This is a genomic window from Roseibium sp. R5 (assembly GCF_055755305.1).
Genome location: NZ_CM146910.1, coordinates 2,028,971 through 2,049,252, shown reverse-complemented (window position 1 = coordinate 2,049,252; position 20,282 = coordinate 2,028,971). Strand labels below are relative to the sequence as shown.

General features: G+C 57.3%; 21 protein-coding genes. 7 read left to right on the top strand and 14 right to left on the bottom strand.

The window, feature by feature from the left end:
• The first annotated feature begins 66 nt into the window (after positions 1–66).
• Together rbsK and AC0J4F_RS09540 are read left to right on the top strand one after the other, a co-directional pair.
• Complete coding sequence (rbsK, locus tag AC0J4F_RS09545; protein WP_473026071.1) at positions 67–993, top strand: ribokinase; 927 nt, start codon at positions 67–69, stop codon at positions 991–993.
• Between the two features lie 79 nt (positions 994–1,072).
• Complete coding sequence (locus AC0J4F_RS09540; protein WP_473026070.1) at positions 1,073–2,059, top strand: LacI family DNA-binding transcriptional regulator; 987 nt, start codon at positions 1,073–1,075, stop codon at positions 2,057–2,059.
• Here AC0J4F_RS09540 and AC0J4F_RS09535 read toward each other — a convergent pair.
• The 5 genes from AC0J4F_RS09535 to AC0J4F_RS09515 all read right to left on the bottom strand — a co-directional run bounded on the left by AC0J4F_RS09535 (position 2,056) and on the right by AC0J4F_RS09515 (position 6,570).
• Positions 2,056–2,757, bottom strand: coding sequence for an ABC transporter ATP-binding protein (locus AC0J4F_RS09535; protein WP_473026069.1), 702 nt, complete (start codon positions 2,755–2,757; stop codon positions 2,056–2,058). The two genes, AC0J4F_RS09540 and AC0J4F_RS09535, sit on opposite strands and share 4 nt — an antisense overlap.
• Entirely contained in the window at positions 2,744–3,526 is a 783-nt protein-coding gene (locus AC0J4F_RS09530) for an ABC transporter ATP-binding protein (RefSeq protein WP_473026068.1), read from the bottom strand. The genes AC0J4F_RS09535 and AC0J4F_RS09530 overlap by 14 nt, the downstream gene beginning before the upstream one ends.
• A complete protein-coding gene (locus AC0J4F_RS09525) occupies positions 3,526–4,482 on the bottom strand; it encodes a branched-chain amino acid ABC transporter permease (protein ID WP_473026067.1) in 957 nt (318 codons plus the stop codon). Before AC0J4F_RS09525 ends, AC0J4F_RS09530 begins: the two co-directional genes overlap by 1 nt.
• 3 nt (positions 4,483–4,485) lie before the next feature.
• Complete coding sequence (locus AC0J4F_RS09520; RefSeq protein ID WP_133951815.1) at positions 4,486–5,358, bottom strand: branched-chain amino acid ABC transporter permease; 873 nt, start codon at positions 5,356–5,358, stop codon at positions 4,486–4,488.
• A gap of 72 nt (positions 5,359–5,430) precedes the next feature.
• Entirely contained in the window at positions 5,431–6,570 is a 1,140-nt protein-coding gene (locus AC0J4F_RS09515) for an ABC transporter substrate-binding protein (protein ID WP_473026066.1), read from the bottom strand.
• Positions 6,571–7,000: 430 nt separating this feature from the next.
• Between AC0J4F_RS09515 and paaG the strand changes: the two genes are divergently transcribed.
• From paaG to AC0J4F_RS09495, 4 genes are all read left to right on the top strand, one after another.
• Positions 7,001–7,795 (top strand): 2-(1,2-epoxy-1,2-dihydrophenyl)acetyl-CoA isomerase PaaG, encoded by a 795-nt coding sequence (gene paaG, locus AC0J4F_RS09510; protein WP_473026065.1) that lies wholly within the window; start codon positions 7,001–7,003, stop codon positions 7,793–7,795.
• 1 nt (position 7,796) lies between these two features.
• The gene (gene paaI, locus AC0J4F_RS09505) at positions 7,797–8,243 is read left to right on the top strand and encodes a hydroxyphenylacetyl-CoA thioesterase PaaI (RefSeq protein ID WP_473026064.1); all 447 of its coding nucleotides are present in this window, start codon (positions 7,797–7,799) and stop codon (positions 8,241–8,243) included.
• A 35-nt stretch (positions 8,244–8,278) separates the two neighbouring features.
• A complete protein-coding gene (paaK, locus tag AC0J4F_RS09500) occupies positions 8,279–9,589 on the top strand; it encodes a phenylacetate--CoA ligase PaaK (protein WP_473026063.1) in 1,311 nt (436 codons plus the stop codon).
• A gap of 131 nt (positions 9,590–9,720) precedes the next feature.
• Positions 9,721–10,320 carry a TetR/AcrR family transcriptional regulator gene (locus AC0J4F_RS09495; RefSeq protein ID WP_133951805.1) on the top strand — a complete coding sequence of 200 codons (600 nt, stop codon included), beginning with the start codon at positions 9,721–9,723 and terminating at the stop codon, positions 10,318–10,320.
• A 51-nt stretch (positions 10,321–10,371) separates the two neighbouring features.
• Here the strand turns inward: AC0J4F_RS09495 and paaZ are convergent, their stop codons facing one another.
• From paaZ to pcaF, 8 genes are all read right to left on the bottom strand, one after another.
• Positions 10,372–12,426, bottom strand: a complete 2,055-nt coding sequence (paaZ, locus tag AC0J4F_RS09490) for a phenylacetic acid degradation bifunctional protein PaaZ (RefSeq protein ID WP_473026418.1) — start codon at positions 12,424–12,426, stop codon at positions 10,372–10,374.
• Between the two features lie 29 nt (positions 12,427–12,455).
• Positions 12,456–13,235, bottom strand: coding sequence for a Phenylacetic acid catabolic protein (locus AC0J4F_RS09485; protein ID WP_473026062.1), 780 nt, complete (start codon positions 13,233–13,235; stop codon positions 12,456–12,458).
• A complete protein-coding gene (gene paaE, locus AC0J4F_RS09480) occupies positions 13,225–14,301 on the bottom strand; it encodes a 1,2-phenylacetyl-CoA epoxidase subunit PaaE (protein ID WP_133951801.1) in 1,077 nt (358 codons plus the stop codon). Before paaE ends, AC0J4F_RS09485 begins: the two co-directional genes overlap by 11 nt.
• A gap of 23 nt (positions 14,302–14,324) precedes the next feature.
• Positions 14,325–14,846 (bottom strand): 1,2-phenylacetyl-CoA epoxidase subunit PaaD, encoded by a 522-nt coding sequence (gene paaD / locus AC0J4F_RS09475; protein ID WP_133951799.1) that lies wholly within the window; start codon positions 14,844–14,846, stop codon positions 14,325–14,327.
• Positions 14,847–14,857: 11 nt separating this feature from the next.
• Positions 14,858–15,676 (bottom strand): 1,2-phenylacetyl-CoA epoxidase subunit PaaC, encoded by an 819-nt coding sequence (gene paaC / locus AC0J4F_RS09470; RefSeq protein ID WP_473026061.1) that lies wholly within the window; start codon positions 15,674–15,676, stop codon positions 14,858–14,860.
• The gene (gene paaB, locus AC0J4F_RS09465) at positions 15,676–15,963 is read right to left on the bottom strand and encodes a 1,2-phenylacetyl-CoA epoxidase subunit PaaB (RefSeq protein ID WP_040450973.1); all 288 of its coding nucleotides are present in this window, start codon (positions 15,961–15,963) and stop codon (positions 15,676–15,678) included. Before paaB ends, paaC begins: the two co-directional genes overlap by 1 nt.
• Before the next feature lie 29 nt (positions 15,964–15,992).
• Positions 15,993–16,991 (bottom strand): 1,2-phenylacetyl-CoA epoxidase subunit PaaA, encoded by a 999-nt coding sequence (paaA, locus tag AC0J4F_RS09460; protein ID WP_420339891.1) that lies wholly within the window; start codon positions 16,989–16,991, stop codon positions 15,993–15,995.
• Between the two features lie 115 nt (positions 16,992–17,106).
• Positions 17,107–18,312, bottom strand: a complete 1,206-nt coding sequence (gene pcaF / locus AC0J4F_RS09455; protein ID WP_133951794.1) for a 3-oxoadipyl-CoA thiolase — start codon at positions 18,310–18,312, stop codon at positions 17,107–17,109.
• Between the two features lie 329 nt (positions 18,313–18,641).
• Between pcaF and AC0J4F_RS09450 the strand changes: the two genes are divergently transcribed.
• Complete coding sequence (locus AC0J4F_RS09450; RefSeq protein ID WP_133951792.1) at positions 18,642–19,322, top strand: GntR family transcriptional regulator; 681 nt, start codon at positions 18,642–18,644, stop codon at positions 19,320–19,322.
• Positions 19,323–19,409: 87 nt separating this feature from the next.
• Here the strand turns inward: AC0J4F_RS09450 and AC0J4F_RS09445 are convergent, their stop codons facing one another.
• Complete coding sequence (locus tag AC0J4F_RS09445; protein WP_473026060.1) at positions 19,410–20,279, bottom strand: dioxygenase family protein; 870 nt, start codon at positions 20,277–20,279, stop codon at positions 19,410–19,412.
• Positions 20,280–20,282: the final 3 nt, after the last annotated feature.

Sequence of the window (20,282 nt, the reverse complement as noted above, 5' to 3'; positions counted from 1 at the left end):
CACATCTTCCGCTGAGGCAAAATAATACGGTATACACAATCCGAACCCTATAAGCGGAGCGTAATTTTGAAGCCGGTTACTGTCGTTGGCAGCATAAACATCGACCTCTTCAGCTATCTCGATCGCTGGCCAAAAATCGGTGAAACCGTGATGGTCCGGGAAACCGCCAATACATTGGGCGGCAAAGGCGCAAATCAGGCTGTTGCAGCGACCAAGCTCGGCGCCAATGCCACGATGATCGGCGCAGTTGGTCAAGACGGTTTTGGCCGCGTTGCCGCAGATCAGCTGGCGGCCTTCCACGTCACCGCGGAATTAATCGAAAAACGCGATTGCGGAACAGGCATGGCATTCATCGATGTTGGGCCAGACGGCGACAACATCATCCGTTTAGCAAGTGGCGCCAATGGTCAGATGCAGCCCGAAGACCTTGGGCCGCATTCAAACCAGCTAAGCCTAAGCGGTGTCGTCCTCCTTCAAAACGAAATCAACCTGGAAACGTCATTGAAAGCCGCGGAACTTGCACGCGCTGGTAGCGCTTTGGTGATTATGGATCCAGCTCCAGCCCCTCACCCGGCCTGGACCAGGGATGTGATTGCCGCTTTTGATGTACTGACCCCGAACGCAAGTGAGGCTGGTGCCATCTTGGGAAAAACACCAGAAACGCTAGACGAAGCCCGCGACGGCGCGCGGCACCTGCGCTCTTTCGGACTGAGTGGTGCGATCATCACGCTCGGGGGAAAAGGCGTCGCCTGGTCCTTTGGAGATGAAGACGGCGTAGAACCTGCTCCGAATGTAACCGCAATTGACACGGTGGCTGCCGGGGATTGCTTTAACGGCGCGCTGGCAACTGCGCTCTCAGAAGGTGCCTCAATGCGGTCCGCGATACGATTTGCTATGCATGCTGCGGCCCTTGCAACCACCCGAAAGGGTGCATCGGCTTCTCTGCCGACCCGAATCGAGGTCGACCGGTTCTACGCGCCCGACCTGGTATAGCGCTGGCTTAAAAGAGGCAGTAAAAGGAACAGCGGCCCGCGGTCGGCTGCGACTATAGTATTTAGGGAGAAGCCTGTCTATGCCGACGATAAAGGATGTCGCGCGCAAAGCCGATGTGTCGGTCGGGACGGTTTCCAGGGTTCTTGCGAAAAACGATACGGTCAAACAGCCGCTCAAGCTGCGAGTGCAGGCTGCCATGGACGAACTTGGCTACAAGCCCAACCTGGCAGCCCGGGCACTGCGCACAAACAGCATCGATGTCGTAGGGCTGGTGGTACCGGATATTACTAACCCGTTCTTTGCCCAACTGGCCAAGGATATCGAAAAGGAAGCGGCCAGCCGCAGCCACTCAGTTATGCTGGCGAATTCGGATGACGACCTGGAAACCGAAAAGATCCAGATCGCGGCCTTGCTGGACCGCTCTGTCCGCGGTGTCATCGTTGTTGCAACATCAGACAGCAACCATCCTTACGAAGCAGATGTTCCAATTGTGTCGCTTGACCGCCGTCTTGGCGATCATGCGCTGGTCAGCACAAACCATTTCGACGGCTCAGCCCAGATTGCCGACCATCTCCATCAGCTTGGCCATCGGCGGATCGCCTATATCGCCGGACCGGGCACGATGGATGTCGCCCGCCGCCGCAGCGAAGGGTTTGTGACCCGGATAAAGACGCTCTCAACACCTGATGATCCAATCGAACTGACAATCCACGCAGGCCAGTTCGATTATGATTCCGGCGAAGAGGTTTGCCGGGAGATACTTGCAGAAACTGCGGACAGCGGTGATCGCCCGACCGCAATTGCCGCGGCCAGTGACCAGCAGGCGATTGGGGTCTTGCGCGCAGCTCGAGACTTGAAACTGGACGTTCCTGGTGACCTGTCCGTTACCGGTTTCGACGACATCTCCCTGGCTGCCCTTGTTGTGCCTAGGCTCACAACCATCCGCCAGCCGACCGCAGCCTTGGCACACTCCGTGATCGACCGGATTTTCAAAACAGAAAAAGCCACCGGAGACGAAGAAATCTCCGGCGACCTTGTCATCCGGGAATCAACGGCGGCTCTTTAAATCCCAAGATAGGCTTCACGGATACGTGGATCGGCGATCAGTTCTTCCGAGGGACCAGAAAGCGTGATCCGGCCGGTTTCCATGACATAGCCTCGATCGGCGATCTTGAGAGCGCCAAAGGCATTCTGCTCAACCAGAAGAACGGTCACTTCCTTTTCCCTCAAGGACTTCACCACATCGAAGATCTGCGCGACCAGAAGTGGCGCCAGCCCCATCGAAGGTTCGTCCAGTAACAGACAATGCGGCCGCCCCATCAAGGCCCGGGCAATCGCCAGCATCTGTTGTTGCCCACCTGAAAGGCCACCCGCTGCCAGGTTCCGCTTTTCCCGCAGGATTGGGAACATCTGGAAGGCGTCCTCCATGTCCCTTTCGACCCGGTCATCCGTAAATAGAAACGCGCCGAGACGCAGATTTTCTTCAACCGTGATGTTCGTGAAGATCTGCCGGCCCTCCGGCGATTGCGACAACCCCCGTTTCAAGCGCTTGTATGCCGGCACGGCTGTCAGCGCATCGCCGCGAAACCGGATATCGCCGCCGGTGATGGACTGCGTCCCGGACAAACACTTCAGCAAGGTGGTCTTGCCCGCTCCATTGGCGCCAACCACAGTCACGATCTCTTTGGATGTCACTTCCAGATCGATTCCGTGCAGCACCTCGATGTGACCGTAGGCCGACCGCAGACCCTCAACTGTCAGCATGGGCAGGCTCCTCTTCCGTACCGAGATAGGCGGCAATCACATCCGGATTCCTGGAGACATCCTGGGGCGTCCCTTCGGCGATCTTTTCGCCGTGATCCAGCACCACGATGTGATTGGAGATCCGCATCACCATTTTCATGTCGTGCTCCACGAGCAGGATCGCGATGCCGGATTTGGCAAGCTCCGCGATGAGCTCATCAATTTCTTCCGTCTCGACCGCATTGCAGCCAGCTGCCGGTTCATCCAGCAGAAGAACCTGCGGACCAACAGCCAGGGCGCGCGCGATCTCAAGGCGCTTGAGTGCACCATAAGAAAGGTTCCCGGCCTCTTCTTCGGCAGCCTTTGACAGATGAACCTTTTCAAGAAGCTGCAACGCTTGCTCGCGCACTTCCGCAGACCGCCGCCGTGCAGACGGCAGCGACAACAGATCAGCCCAGACGGACGGATTTTCCGTCAGATGAAATCCGGCGACCACATTTTCCAGAACCGTCATTTCCTGAAAGATCTGCAGGTTCTGAAAGGTCCGCGTCAGGCCCTTTTTCGCCAAGATATGCGTGGCCTTAGCGGTCACGTCTTCCCCGTTCAGTTTCACGTGACCTGCATCTGGCAAATAGACACCGGAGATCATGTTGAAGAGGGTTGTTTTGCCTGCCCCGTTTGGTCCGATGACCGATACGATTTCACCCGGTTTGACCGAAAACCCGACATCGTTCACCGCCCGGAGCCCGCCGAAACTGATGCCAAGGCAGCTGATTTCGAGAATGCTCATCAGACACCCCTCCATCTGATACGCGCTGCAAGGGACGGCAAAAGGCCAAGCGGCAGGAAGATCATCACCAGGATCATGACGAGACCAAGCACCAGATGCTCATAGTCGTGGAACACGGTCAGAATCTGCGGCAAGAGCGTCAGAACAGCTGCGCCGAATGTTGCACCGAGGACCGAGCCGACACCTCCGAGAACAGCCATGGTAACCATTTCCACAGAGTGCATGAAACCCGCGACATCCGGTGTGATAAACCCGTTCTGCAAGGCCAGAAGCGAGCCGCCTACCGACGCGTAGACAGCTGAGATGATGAACGCTTGCAGCTTGAAACGCGCGACATCAATGCCGACGGTTTGTGCTGCAGTCTCTGACCCGTGCAGGGCCCGCATCGCCCGCCCGGTCGCGCTCTGGTAGAGATTGAGTGCAATCCAGATCCCGATCAAAAGCGCAGCCGCATTGAAGATGTACCAGAATTCACCGCCGGACAGCCGAAGCCCCATGTCCCTGAGGAGTGGCCGCAAACCGAGACCTGGAACAGACATCCCATCCGGGCCGCCGGTCAAACCGCGTTCATTGGAGAGCACCATGGAGACCAGAATGCCAAATCCGAGCGTTGCAACTCCAAGATAATACCCCTTCAAGCGCAGAATTGGACGGCCGATCAGAAGGGCGAGCACAGCAGAAATCGCAGCGCCGAGCAGAATGGCCAGGACCGGCGGGATGCCGAGATGAACCGGTGCCAAGGCGCAGGCGTAGGCGCCAATTCCGGCAAAACCTGCATGCCCCAGACTGATCTGTCCGGCGTATCCGATCAGGATCACCAAACCGACAACGGACAGGGCATTTACGAATACAAGCGCGCCAACACGGTAGTAATAGCCGGACGGGAAAAAGGCCGGCAGAATGATGATGATTACAGCCAGAATGGCCAGCTGAACCCATTTGTTTTTGAGTGCCATCACCTAGACCCTTTCTGTCGTCTTTTGACCGAAGAGGCCCTGTGGCATGACAAAAAGCACAGCAAGGATCACGACAAAAGCGACCGCTTCCTTATACTGGGAGGAGATGTATCCAGCAGTTAGGGCTTCAAACAGGCCGAGCAGCAACCCGCCCACCAAAGCCCCTTTCGGATTTCCCATGCCGCCGAGCATTGCAGCCGCAAACCCTTTGAGGGCGAGGCCAACACCGACGTCATAGCTCACCAGCGTGATTGGCGTGACCAGAACACCGGCCAGCGCACCGATGGCCGCTGACAAGGCGAAAGACAAAGTCATGACGAAACCGGTGTTGATGCCCACGAGCTGTGCGGCCAGCCGATTGTTCGCGGTTGCCAGAACTGCTTTGCCCAAAAGCGTACGCGTGAAGAACAGCCAGAGCGCAATGAAAATCGCAAAGGCTCCACCAATCACCCAAAGGCTCTGCGGCAGCAAGGTTGCGCCGAGAAGATGGATCGGATCATCCCCGGAGAAGGCTGGCAAACGGTGCAGCTGCTTGTCGAACAGCACCTGTGTCGCGCCGCGGATCAGGATCGAGGCCCCGATGGTAATGATGATCAGGGAGACAACCGGCGCGCCCCGCGCAGGCTCGATCGCAAACTTGTTCAGCGCAACACCAATGGCCGCTGTTGCCACGATTGCAAGCAAGGCCGCCAAGGGCAACGGCAGACCCGCATCGAAAGCGAAAACGGTAATCATGCCGCCGAGCATGACGAATTCGCCTTGGGCGAAGTTCACAACATCAGAGGCGTTGTAGATGATGGTAAAGCCAAGCGCGACAAGGGCGTAGACCGCGCCGACGGTCAAGCCGGAAAAGACGAACTGCATCAATGCGTCCATCGACGTCTCCTAAGCGGGATTTTGGGTGCAAGGTTGGAAGCCGGACTTGATGCCCGGCCTCCGAAAATGGCGTCAGTCAATCGAAGTCCACTTGCCGTCGCGAATTTCCAGCATGCGGAACGCACTGAGATCGAGCCCCAGGTGATCATCCGGGCTGAAGGTGTAGGTGCCGGTTGTACCGACCATGCCGCTGGTTGCTTCAAGAGCATCGCGGATCGCGCTTGGATCGGAGCTGCCCGCACGGGCCATCGCATCCGTCATCAGCCGGAACGCATCATGCGCATAGCCGCCAAAGGTCGAGACTGCTTCACCGTACTCTTCCTCGTATGCGGTCTTGTAGGCGATCACCACTTCCTTCTGCGGGTCCCCCTCTTCCATGATGTCTGCAATCAGCAGCGCGGTGCCTGGAAGACGCACACCTTCGGCAGCCTCCTTTCCGGCCAACTCAATGAAACCATCGGAAGCAACTCCATGGCTTTGGTAGAGCGGCAGATCAATCCCAAGCTGGGCATAGTTTCGAGTGACGATGGCCGGCCCCTGACCGAAGCCCGGATTCAGAACGGCCTCAACACCCTCAGTGGACTTGATCTTGGTAAGCTGCGGGGTCATGTCCGCGTCCTGACGGGAGTAGGTTTCCTGAACCAGGATTTCGACACCGTAATTGCCAGCAACATCGACGCATTGCGCTTCCATCGACGCACCAAATCCGCCAGTGCCGGAAATCATGCCGATCTTGGAGATGCCGTTCTTCTGCATATCCGTGAAAATCTTCTCACAAGCCATGCGGTCGGTATGCGGGGTCTTGAAGACATACTCGCGAACCGGATCAATAATCTGGATTGCACCGGCGAGTGAGATGAACGGAATACCCTCATCTTCGGCAACCGACAGGATGGACATGGTCGTACCCGTCGTGGACCCACCGATGATAGCTACGACTTCATCGTCTTCCACCAAACGGGTGGCAAAGGTGCGCGCTTTGTTCGGGTCGCCGCCATCATCGTAAATCACCAGCTCGATCTTCTCGCCGTTGATCCCGCCCTTGGCGTTTAGATCATCAACGAGCATGTAGAGGGTCTTTGCTTCCGGGTCGCCAAGGAATGCAGCAGGACCGGAAGCGGACAGGCTGGCACCCAACTTGATGTCGGCGGCGGCGCCTGTAACTGTTCCCAGAACCATCAAGGTGGCGAGAGCTGTATTTGTAACTTTCATGATTTCCTCCCAGAGTGTGAAAATTCCGAAGTGACGGGCAGCCGGGGTCAGCTGCTGTGAGAGCTCCGGTCAGTGATGCGACGAAGACGGCTGAGGTGAGTAAACACGCCGCCGGCCACGCATTGCTGATGACTACGGAGCGATTTGGAGACGCCGGCTAACCGGGATTGTGCCGGGCGGGGCAGCGCAATGCTGTGTCGGTTTGCCGGTTTAAAAAACACTAAAACCAACATTCTGACGCTCTGGTCCCCGATCACCGAGAACGCAGCGCTCAAAATTCTGTAATGCCGGTCAAGCAGTTTTGGCATAAGGTCTCCTCCCAAGTCCGTAACGAGCGTTACGCCTCAGTTCTTATAATTGACCGACCGGACGGTTTATGCAACGATTTGTTTTGTCGGCATCGTGAGAAAATGATGTCAGGGAGAGAAAGATGTCGGAAAATCAGACTGTTATTTCGGAAATAAACAACGGCGTTTTGAAGCTAACCCTCAATCGCCCGGACAAACTCAACTCGTTTAACGAGGAAATGCACCTGTCGTTTCGCGCAGAAATTGAGCGTGCGCATTCCGAAAAAGCAGTTCGCTCGGTGTTGTTGACAGGGTCCGGGAGGGGCTTTTGTGCCGGGCAGGATCTGGGCGACCGGGACCCAAGAAAAGGCGGCGAGCGCTCCGATCTCGGACATACAATCGAGACCTTTTACAATCCGACCCTGCGTCTGATCCGCAGCTTGGAAAAACCAATCATCTGCGCGGTGAATGGCGTGGCGGCCGGTGCGGGCGCAAACATCGCCCTTGCCTGTGACATCGTTCTGGCGGCACGCTCGGCAAAGTTTATCCAGGCCTTTTCCAAGATAGGACTGATCCCGGATGCCGGCGGCAGCTGGTCTCTGCCCCGCATTCTTGGAGAACCACGTGCCAAGGCTCTTGCCCTCCTTGGGGAGCCGCTACTGGCCGAACAGGCCGAAAGCTGGGGCCTGATCTGGAAAGCGGTCGATGATGCTGCTCTCCTTGATGAGGCGACCGCACTGGCTGAGAAGCTGGCTGCCGGCCCCACCGTCGGACTGGGCCTCACCAAACGTCTCATCCAGGCCGCCGCCGACCAAGATCTCGACACGCACCTCGACATGGAGCGAGATTGTCAGCAGACAGCAGGCTTCACCGACGATTATGCTGAAGGTGTAATTGCGTTTTTGGAAAAACGCCCTGCACAGTTTCGCGGTGAATGACATGAAACACATATCTGAACTCGGCCCGCAGGAGTTGGCAGAAACCTGCGCCAAGCTGATGTGGGAGGAGGACAACGCCTCTCAGAAGCTCGGTATGAAACTGCTCCGCATCGCACCCGGTGAAGCAGACATCTCCATGACCGTGACGAAGGACATGACCAACGGCCATGGCAACTGTCACGGCGGCTATATCTTTGCGCTGGCCGACAGCGCCTTCGCCTTTGCCTGCAACACCTACAATCAGGTAACCGTCGCCCAGCACTGTTCGGTCACCTACATCGCACCGGGCGGCCTGGACGATTTCCTGACCGCCTCAGCACGCGAGGTCTCCCGTACCGGGCGCTCCGGTATTTACGACATCAGCGTTGCCCGCGACGACGGGACCGTGATCGCTGAATTTCGCGGCCACTCCCGCACTATCAATCGCACCTTTTTGCCAACAGAATAACTGCCGGCCTGACCTGTACCTTGTGGAGGAAACACATGATCGATCTCACACCGGATCGCGCCACTCTGGACCCCATCGAAATTGCAAGCCGTGACGAGATTGCAGCCCTTCAGGAAAAGCGCCTCGCCTGGACGCTATCCCACGCCTACGACAACTCTGCTTTCTTCAAGAAGCGCTTTGATGAACACGGCGCGCACCCGGGCGATTTCAAATCGCTGGCAGATATGGCGAAATTCCCCTTCACCGTGAAACAGGATCTGCGCGACACCTATCCGTTTGGCATGTTCGCGACACCACGTGAAGACCTCGTCCGGATCCACGGCTCCTCCGGCACAACAGGCAAACCCACGGTGGTCGGATACACCGCCAATGACATTTCCAACTGGTCAGATCTGATTGCCCGCTCCATCCGCGCAGCCGGGGGACGCAAAGGCAACATTCTGCACAATGCCTATGGCTATGGCCTCTTTACCGGCGGGCTTGGCGCCCACTATGGTGCGGAAAAGCTGGGCTGCACGGTCGTCCCGATTTCCGGCGGCATGACAGAGCGTCAGGTCACCCTGATCGAAGACTTCAAGCCGGACGTCATCATGGTGACGCCATCCTACATGCTGTCCATTTTGGACGAGTACCGGCGCCGTGGCCTCGATGCTCGTCAAAGCTCGCTGAAGGTCGGCATTTTCGGCGCAGAACCCTGGACAAATGCCATGCGTCAGGAAATCGAACAGGCCTTCGACATGCATGCCGTCGACATTTATGGCCTCTCGGAAATCATGGGCCCTGGCGTTGCCCAGGAGTGCGTTGAGACCAAGGACGGCCTCCATGTTTGGGAAGACCATTTCTATCCGGAAATCATCGATCCGGTGACGGAAGAGGTCCTGCCAGACGGTGAGATGGGTGAACTGGTTTTCACGACACTGACCAAGGAAGGCCTGCCGATGGTCCGCTACCGGACCCGCGATCTGACCCGCATCCTGCCGGGAACTGCCCGCTCCATGCGCAGAATTGAAAAAATTACCGGCCGCAGCGACGACATGATCATCCTGCGCGGCGTCAATGTTTTCCCGACCCAGATCGAGGAGCAGATCCTGAAATGTGAAGGTCTTGCGGCGCATTTCCATATCGAGCTCGTCCGTTCTGGCCGCATGGATGCGATGATCGTTCATGGAGAAGCGATGCCGGATGCCAGCAGCAGCGAGGCGCGGGAAGCGTCGGCCAAAGAGCTGGCGCACCACATCAAATCAACGATCGGGATTTCTTCAAAAATCGAGATCCACGAACCAGAAAAACTTCAGCGCTCAGAAGGCAAAGCCAGGCGGGTTATCGACAACCGGCCCAAGGACTGAATCAGTCGCCGCTTTTCTATCCCCCATGTTGTGAAGCCGGCCAGGCATTGGTCGGCTTCGCTCTACATTGACTTAAAAAAGGCATTGGGTTGCTATGGCGGCACCGTGTCAAGAAATGGAGCTCCAAACACATGGCGAGAACCCGCGCCAATGATTTTGAGGAAAAACAGCATGGCCTTCTGCTGACGGCAGCCAATGTCTTCGCAACACAAGGCATGGAGAAGGCGTCCATGGCGCAGATCGCTCAGGAAGCCGGCGTTTCAAAATCCCTGCTCTATCACTACTACCCGTCGAAAGACGCGCTGATTTTCGAGATCATCCATTCCCACTTGGCAATCCTCGACAAGGCACTGGAGGAAGCAGACGATCCGACCCTACCACCGGAAGACCGGCTGCAAACTCTCGTGATGACCGTCCTTGACTCCTACCGGGGAGCCGACGATCAGCACAAGGTGCAGCTCAATGCCGGCCCCGCGTTGTCGGACGAGCAAAAGAGTGAGATCGTCGCAATCGAGCGGCGCATTGTCCGGCATTTTTCAAATGCCTTGAAAGACATCCATCCGCACCTCGACACACCGGATCGGCCCCTCTTGATGCCCGTGACAATGTCGCTCTTCGGCATGATGAACTGGGTCTACATGTGGTTCAAGGAAGGTGGACCGATCTCGCGCGAAGACTACGCCAAGGTCGCCACCACCTTGATCCTGGAAGGCGTGAAGGCCGTCCGCTGAATGGCTTGCCGGTCACGCTTCATCAGCTGACCGGCAGTACCACATAGTTTTTTATGCCGCAGGCGGCCAAGTCTTGGCGACCATGGTCAGGACGTCGTATTGCGCGACGACTTCGTCCTTCTGGTTGGTCACCTGACAATCCCAGCGCACCTCGCCGTGGTCGGCGTTCTCGCGCGGATTGATTTCCTTGCATGTAAGCCGGACTTTCAGGCTGTCGCCGAAGTAGACCGGTGTCAGGAACCGGAGATTGTCGACGCCGTAGTTGGCGAGAACCGGACCCGGCTCCGGATCCACGAACAAACCCGCCGCAAAAGACGCGATCAGATACCCATGGGCGACCCGATCCTCGAAGAACGGATTTGCCTTGGCCGCTTCGCTGTCCATATGCGCGTAGAAGGTGTCACCGGTAAACACTGCGAAATGCTCAACGTCTTCCAGCGTTACTTCGCGCGCCTTTGTGGCGATCTGATCGCCAATTTTGAGCTCGGCAAGCGATTTGCGGAACGGATGGACGTCGGTGCGTACAGATGCTCCATCGACCCATTGCCCGGTCACCGCGGACAACATTTCCGGTGTGCCCTGAATAGCAGAGCGCTGCATGAAATGCTTAACGCCGCGCATGCCGCCCATTTCCTCGCCGCCCCCTGCCCGGCCCGGGCCGCCATGAACAAGCGGGGCCAAAGGCGAGCCGTGCCCTGTGGAGGTTTTCGCGGAACCGCGATTGCCGATCAACACGCGCCCGTGGAACGGCGCAAGTCCTGTGACCACCTCATGAACCAAGCCGCCATCATTGGTGAACAGCGAGGATGCGAGCGAACCCCGGCCCTTGCGGGCCAGCTCAACGGCTTCTTGATTGTCTTCGTAGGACATCACGGTCGCAACCGGCCCGAAGGCCTCAACGGAGTGAACGATCTCGGCAGTGAGCGGTTTCGCGCAGTGAAGCAGTAGCGGCGCCATGAACGCACCGCGATCTGCTTCGCCGGAAACCAGGTCAACCGTGTCCAAAGATCCGGACACAATCTCCGCTTCCGTTGCCAGTTCGGCGACCTTTGCCTTGACGCCATCGCGGTCCTTCAGGGAGACGATTGCCCCCATACGCACGGCATCATCATCCGGCAAACCGACTTTCGTCTTGGAAAGCCGGGCGGAAATTGCTTCGACGGCTGCCTGCTCGTGCATCTTCGGAACGATGATCCGGCGAATGGCCGTGCACTTTTGGCCCGCCTTGACAGTCATCTCGTTTGCGACTTCGCGCACGAAAAGATCGAACTCGTCCGTCCCAGGACCGGCATCCGCACCCAGAATGGACGCGTTCAGACTGTCGGCTTCCATAGTGAAGCGAACAGAATGCTTGAGGATCGCGGGGCTGGATTTCAGTTTCTGACCGGTCGACGCAGAACCGGTGAAGGTGACCACATCCTGTTCATCGACATGGTCGAGAAGATCACCGGCTGACCCGGTCACGATTTGCAGCGCGCCTTCCGGCAATACGCCGGTTTCCAGCATCCGCCGCACCACCAACTCTGTCAGATATGCGGTTTGCGAGGCCGGTTTGACGATGCACGGCATGCCGGCGATCAGGGACGGTGCGATCTTTTCCAGCATCCCCCAGACCGGGAAGTTGTAGGCATTGATGTGCACGGCAACGCCGATAAAAGGCGAAAGGATGTGCTGTGCCACAAAGGATCCATCGCGGGACAAGACTTCCACCGGCCCCTCGGTCAGTACCTTGGTATTCGGCAACTCGCGGCGGGCCTTTGACGCAAAAGTTAGCATCGTGCCGATGCCGCCTTCAATGTCGATCCAGCCGTCCCGGCGCGTTGCACCGGTCGCAAAGTTTTCCAGATAAAACTCTTCCTTGAGTTCCATCAGCCTCAAACCGACGGCCTTCAGCATCAAAGCCCGTTCGTGGATCGTCATGGCTCTTAGCGCAGGTCCACCTTTGGCCCGCCCCCACGCAAGTGCCGCCTTGAAATCGAGCCCCTCGGTCCCGATCAGCGCGTGAACGTTTCCGGTGGCAGCATTCAACACAGGTTGGCCTTCGCCGTCTCCGCGGCGCCAGGCGCCTTCCACATAGCTTTCCAAACGGCGCGCCGTCGTCCCCATGGCCATTCTGGATTTCCCTTTATGTTTTTTTATTTGGTGAGCTTCAGTTCATTGAGCCGCTCGTTGGCGTCAGCTTGCCAGGCGGCTCGAAGCGTTTCGTTTTCCGTCTGGCGCAAGCCCATCTGCTTGAGCCGGTCAAACCGCTCCGACTTGGCCGGACCAAAGGTTTCAGAAACCTTGGGCAACCAATAGCCAACAGACGACAGCGCTTCATCGCGCGTTGCCTCGTCGGCAGCCAGAACTTGAAGCCCCTCCAGGCCGAGTTCCATGTGACGCTGTTCCCGCGGCAAGATCTTGCGGAACACTTCGCCAAGCGGCTGGTAAGAGGTTTGGCTGAGGTCCTTGAGCTGGTGGACGGTCGCCAGCCCCATCAGGAAATTCATGACAACAGCGTCTGTCCAGCCTTGCAGCGGGTAATGAAACACCGACAGGCGCATATCTCCGCCTTGGCGTTTTGCATCCACCTGTGCATCGCGCGGCCGACGAGCGGACCACGAGTGCGCTCTGTTATAGAGCGCCTTGTCGGTTCCAAAGTCGCTCATCAGGTCCAGCACCTGTTCGGCGTGGTCGACCTTTTCCAGCGTGATCCTGCTTGCCGCGATCCGTTCTTTCAGGCCAGGTGCCCAATTGATGGCGTCGGCAAACCCGGCAGACCCGGCAAGTTCACTGTCGACAAAAGACGACATCAAACGCAGGAGTTCGGCGCGGTAGCGCGGCGGGACATTATTTGGCGACGTGAGCTTACCGCCCCGGGCCAGATAGTCGGCCAAGGACATGGTGTCGTTGTCCAGTACGGCTTCATTCGTCATAACTGATCACCACCTTGTCCGAGACCGGGATGCATTGGCAGGAGAGCACGTAACCGGCGCGGACTTCATAGTCTTCCAACGCATGGTTCACTTCCATCTCCACCTCCCCTTCAATCACCTTTGCCCGGCAGGTGGAACACACCCCGGCCTTGCAGGAATAGGGCGCGTCCATTGAATTCGCGATGGCCGCCTCCAGAACAGAGTTGCCGTTTTTCTCCATCTCGAAATTCCGCGTGCTGCCATCGAGAGTGACCGAGACCTCGCATTTCCCGGCACCTGTTGCCGCTGCTTGCGACTGGGCGCGCGCTTTTGCACGTCCGGGCTGGGAAGAGGCAAACAACTCGAACCGGATCTGTTCGTCGGCAAGGCCATGTTTGCGCAGGCTGTCCGCGATGGTTAGCATCATCGGCTCCGGGCCGCAGATGAAAGCGGTATCGACCTCTTCGGCATCGACCCATAGACGGAACAGGAGATCCATCTTTTCCGCATCGATCCGGCCGGTGAAGAGATCAATGTCCTGGGTTTCCGTCTCCAGAATATGGATCACCGAGAACCGGCCGAGATAGGTGTTCTTCAGGTCTTCCAGTTCCTCGCGGAACATGATCGAACTGGTTTGGCGGTTGGCATAAATCAGCGTGAATGTGCTCTTCGGCTCGCGCGCCAGAACGGTCTTGATGATCGAGAGAACCGGTGTAATGCCTGACCCGCCGGCAAAGCCGAGATAGCTTTTGGCCTTCTCCGGCTCAAGTTCGGTAAAGAACCGGCCCATTGGCGGCATGACATCAAGGCGGTCGCCCACTTTCAGGTCTTCATTGGCCCAGGTCGAAAACGCACCGCCCTCGACCCGTTTGATCCCGACCTTCAGGCACCCCTCATCCTTGCCCGCGCAGATCGAATAGGATCTGCGCAACTCCTCGCCGTCGAAGTCGCGGCGAAACGTTAGATACTGCCCCTGAATGAAGTCAAAAGCGTCTTGATCTGCGGCGTCGGGCTTCAGCGTGACCACAACGGCATCGCGTGTGTCGCGGCGGATATCGGTAACTTGTAGCGCGTGAAATCGTGCCATAGGCGAAACCCTCCTCCTGGGTGTCAAATGCACTTGAAATAATCGAACGGTTCCAGACAGTCCTTGCAGCGCCAGGCGGCCTTGCACGGTGTCGACCCGAACTGGCTGACCCGTTCGGTATGAGCAGAGCTGCATCTTGGGCAGGGAACCACGAGATTTGTCTGGCCGGACAAGCGGGCCGCCTTCGCGCCCATGCCATCAGCGGCCGTGCCATCGATCGGCGGCGCGATGCCAAATTGTTTCAGTTTCTCGCGCGCTTCAGGCGTCACCCAGTCAGTTGTCCAGGGCGGTGAGAGGCGGCGTTCCAGACGCACATTCTCCATGCCCTTTTCGCGCAGCTTGTCCTCGATCATCAGATCGATGACAGCCGTTGCAGGACATCCCGAATACGTCGGGGTGACCGCCACCACGAGAGTATCGCCGTCATATAGAACGTCGCGGATGATGCCGAGCTCTGTCACAGAGACAACAGGGATCTCCGGATCCGGGACTTCGGCAAGCCAATCCCAGACCTCTTCAGTCGGCGTGGTATGGGGTGCGGGCATGGCAGACTTCCTTACCAGCTCGCGCCAGGGTAGGCGCGTTGCAGGAACTGCATCTCCGCAAGGATGTATCCAAGATGCTCCGTGTGCCGGCCCTGCTTGCCGCCCTTATGAACGAAACCGGCTGCCTCAGGCGCTTTCAGCGTCGCCTCATCCAGGATCTCGCGCACGGAAGTTTCCCAGTCCGCTTTCAGATCCTCTGGTTTCGGCGCAATACCGGCATCAGCAACGGCCGCATCCAGTGCATCACCTTCGAACATCTCGCCTGTGTAGGGCCATAGTAGATCAAGGGCATACTGCATCCGGCGATGGCTTTCCGGCGTCCCGTCGCCCAGGCGCACAACAAGATCAGATGCCCGTTCCAGGTGATAGCTCACTTCTTTCAAAGCTTTTGCGGCAATTTCGGCAACGCGCGGGCTCTTGGAGTTTTCTGCAAGCCAGGAGAGCAACAGATGATGATAGGCGTCGAACAGAAACTCCCGCATCACCGTGACGGCCATGTCACCCTTCGGAAGTTCAACGAGCAAGACATTGCGGAACTTGAAGGCATCGCGCAGGTAAGCGAGCTTGTCCGCGTCGCGCCCCTCACCTTCAACCTCGCCTGCAAGACCAAGCCACATCTGCGTGTGGCCGATCAGATCGAGCGCGGTGTTCGCGAGAGCGATGTCCTCTTCCAGAACCGGGCCATGACCGCACCATTCGGACGTCCGGTGACCAAGAACCAGAGCGTTGTCGCCCATGCGGCAGAGCCATTCAAAGAAGGCCGGTTTCAGCTCAGTATCGGAAACGAACGGATCGTGAGCTGCACCGGAAGCTACAGTTTGATCGCTCATCACATTTTCCCCACTTCTTCCGGAATATCGAAGAAGGTCGGATGGCGATATGTCTTGCTTTCGGCCGGATCGAACAACGGGCCCTTTTCGGACGGGCTGGAAGCCGTGATCTCCTTGGACGGCACCACCCAGATGGAAACACCTTCCTTGCGGCGGGTGTAGACATCCCGAGCGTGGTTGATCGCCATCTCCGCATCCGGTGCATGCAGGCTACCGACATGACGGTGGTTCAGGCCATGCTGACCGCGGATAAACACTTCCCAGAGCGGCCACTCTTTCTTGCTCATGACTGTCTCTCCCTCAATCGTCTTGTCGGTTATTCTGCGGCCACGGAGGCAGCCTGACGGCGGTCTGCCGCCTTGTCGGCATAAGCGTTCAAGCCATCGCGGAACCACTCGCCGTCATCCCAGGCCTTGACCCGGGCCTCCAGGCGTTCGCGGTTGCACGGACCGTTGCCCTTGATCACTTCAAAGAACTCGTTCCAATCCGGCTCGGCGAAGTCGTAGCCCTGCTTCTCCTCGTTCCAGGCGAGCGTTTCGTCTGGAACGGTGAGCCCGAGGTATTCGGCCTGCGGTACGGTCTCGTTGACGAACTTCTGGCGCAATTCGTCGTTGGTGTTGATCTTGATCTTCCACGCCATCGATTGGGCGGAGTGGACGGAATCCTTGTCGGACGGACCAAACATCATCAGCGACGGGTACCAAAACCGATTCAGGGCATCCTGTGCCATTTCCTTCTGATCAGGCGTGCCGAAGGCCATCTTCATCATTATGGAATAACCCTGACGCTGGTGGAAACTTTCCTCCTTGCAGATCCGGATCATCGCTCGAGAATAGGGCCCAAAGGATGTTCGCTGCAGCGGCACCTGGTTCATGATGGCAGCGCCATCGACCAACCAGCCGACCGCGCCCATATCGGCCCAGTTCAGTGTTGGGTAGTTGAAGATCGACGAGTATTTCATTTTGCCGGAATGCAGAGCCTCAAAGAGCTCGTCCCGGCTGACGCCCAGTGTCTCGGCCGCTGAATAGAGATAAAGCCCATGCCCGGCTTCGTCCTGAACCTTTGCAAGGAGGATGGCCTTGCGCTCAAGGGTCGGTGCACGGGTGATCCAGTTGCCTTCCGGCAGCTGGCCAACGATTTCTGAATGCGCGTGCTGGCCAATTTGGCGGATCAAGGTCTTGCGGTAGCCTTCCGGCATCCAGTCCTTCGGCTCGATCTTTTCACCGTTGTCGATCCGCTCTTGGAAAGCCTGCTCTTCGGGCGACATTTCCTCGCGGGACTTTAGAGCGTCAGATTTCACAAGCTGTGCGTACATGCCACTTCCTCCAACTGTGCCGGACTTAAATCCAGCGCGTTCCGATCGGGCTTTCCTCAAAGCGACCGCCTGCTTTCAAAGCTGCCGGCACCGTCCCGAGCCCTTCAAATCCAGTTTACACCCGCTCCAGGACGAGCGCGATCCCCTGACCAACACCCACACACATGGTGCAAAGCGCATACTGCCCACCGGTCCGCTGCAGCTGATTGGCGGCGTGCAGGACCAGCCGCGATCCGCTCATGCCAAGTGGATGGCCAATGGCAATGGCCCCGCCGTTGGCATTCACGTGGGGTGCATCATCGGGCAAACCAAGCTCACGCAAAACTGCGAGCGACTGGGATGCAAAGGCCTCATTGAGCTCGATCACGTCCATCTGCTCAAGCGTCAGACCCGCGAGGCCCAGAACCTTTTGCGTCGCTGGCACTGGACCAATGCCCATAACTCGCGGCGGAACGCCGGCTGCTGCCATGGCAACAATGCGGGCCTTGGGCGTCAGCCCATTCGCACTTGCGGCTTCTTCCGAAGCGATCAGCGCTGCGGCAGATCCATCGTTGACCCCGGACGCATTTCCAGCCGTAACCGTTAAATCAGGCGCGTTTACGCCACGCAGTTTTGCCAAGGCCTCGACACCCGTGCCCGGCCGCGGATGTTCATCCGTATCAACGACAATCGGATCGCCTTTGCGTTGCGGGATCGAAACCGGAACGATTTCATCTTGAAAAACGCCAGCTTCCTGCGCTGCGGCCCATCGGCGTTGGCTTTCCGCTGCAAACTTGTCCTGATCCTCGCGGGAGATCTTGTAGTCCTCCGCCACATTGTCAGCCGTCTCCGGCATTGAATGCGTGCCGAAAGCCTTTTCCAGTTTCTTGTTCTTAAAGCGCCAGCCAATAGTGGTGTCATACATCTCGGCATTGCGCGAAAACGCTGTCGTCGCTTTGCCTACAACAAAGGGTGCCCGGCTCATGCTTTCAACACCGCCCGCAAGCATCAACTCAGCATCTCCTGCCCGGATCGCGCGGGCCGCCATGCCGATAGCATCCATCCCGGATCCACAAAGCCGGTTCACTGTTGTGCCAGGAACGGAGACCGGCAACCCGGACAAAAGCACAGCCATACGGGCAACATTGCGGTTGTCTTCGCCAGCCTGATTGGCACAGCCGAGGATTACATCAGCAACAGCCTCCCAATCGACACCAGGGTTGCGCTCCTTCAGGGCCTGGAGAGGAATCGCTGCCAGATCATCTGCACGTACTGGAGACAGGGCTCCGCCATACCGGCCGATAGGCGTGCGCACGGCGTCGCAGATGAAGGCTTTTGGCATTTGTTTCTCCCATTTCGCGATCAATCAGGCATTCGCCGACCGATCGGTCAGCTTTGTATAGCACCAAAACATCACACTTTGAACTATTTTTTTGGAAAAAATGTGATACTTTGAATTTTATAACTGTCTTTCAGCTACTTAAATCGAAAACCGATCTCTTCAATGCGGCTCACAGATCGGTTTGGACGGGCGTTCATATACGACTGTGGCACCGAACCACCTCATGCGGCAGAACTCTCGGGAATTTGACTGATGATTTACGTATAAGCACGTAGGGTTACACAAGAAAAAACTGGCATTTTTGCAAAAAAATCGATATTATCACTCTCATGAATATTCAGCCTCATATCGACCCGGCTCAAGAACCGTCTGCCACCCAGCGCGCCTATCTCGCGATACGGCAGATGATTCTGACCGGAGAAATCCCGCCCGGCGAAAAACTGAAAATCGAAAACCTGCGCAAGAAGCTGGATATGGGCGGTTCACCGATCCGCGAGGCTCTGACCTTGCTTGTATCGGACCTTCTGGTCGAAAGACTGGATCAACGTGGCTTTCGGAGTGCGGAGGTTGGCCGGGAAAACTTTGCCGAAATCCTGAAACTCCGGTGCCATCTGGAAGAGATGGCGCTGCGGGAAAGCATTGCCCATGCTGATCAGGTGTGGGAAGACAACCTGGTCATCAGCCACCACAGGATGATGCGCGAACCACGCAACAATGTTGAGCGGTTCGAAGACCTGCACAAGACGTTCCATATGAACCTTCTCGCAGCCTGCACCTCGAAGGTTCTCCTGAAGTTCTGCAATCAGCTCTATGATCTCAATATCCGGTACCGCTATCTGGCAGGGAAAGCGTTGGACTATTCGACCCGTGATATTGGCAGCGAACACACTGCGATCATGAATGCAGCTGTCGACCGCGACACAGAAACCGCATGCCATCTATTGCTCGACCACTACCAGCGCACTGGTGCTTTTTTGGAGAGGCTCTTCACCTCAGAAGCTGCCGAATAAAGCAGCAGAGCATCTTTCAAAAAGTGGATCAGCTGCAAAAAAGAGGCGGGCCAAAAGACCCGCCGTTGTATTGCCTGGCTTCAGAACTTATTCCCGTACCAGAACCAAATCGAAATCGGCGAGAAGATAGGGTCCGTCGACCTTTCCGGAAAGCTCAAATCCGTCTGCCGGGAAGCTCCCAGCTGGCTTCTCGACATAGGTCATTACGAGATCTTCACGCACCCCGAACACGGTGTCCTCATCCAGATACGGATCATCATCTGGAAAAATCTCTGTGACGAGCTGTCGGAACCCCGGAGCCGTAACAATGTAATGAAGGTGTGACGGCCGCCATGGATGGCGCCCGCTGGCCCGAAGAATATCGCCAACCGGGCCATCACTTGGAACCGTGTAACTCACCGGCTTTACAGACGTGAAAGCGTATCGGCCATCTGCGCCCGTGGTTTGGATCCCGTGGAAGGAGTAAGTGTCCTGATCCGGGTCCTGACTGGAGTACAGACCATTCGGTGCCGTTTGCCAGATATCAAGTTCGGCACCCTCAATGGGATTTCCGTCCATGTCCCGCACAATGCCTTGGGCGAGCAGGACTTGTTCCTTGAAATCACCACGCAGATCCCCGCCAATCGGAAGCGCTGGAGACCCCGTAATATGGAACGGCCCAAGCACGCTGGAAGACGTGCCCTCAGGATGAGAGTGCAGCATGTCAACCAGCGAGGAGAGGCCAAGAACATCGGACAAAAGCACAAACTCGTGCCGTTCCTTGTCTGAAATATCTCCGGCCCACTCGAGGAACTCGATGCCCTTGCGCCATTCGGCATGGGTGAGGTTCGTCTCCCGGGCAAAGTTATGCAGATGGGTGACAAGGCTCTGCAATATCTCCCTGAGGCGCGGATCCGTATCCGGCCCGAAATAGTTCATGAAGACGTCAGTTATGTTGTCTTTGGTGACGCTGCGCATGGA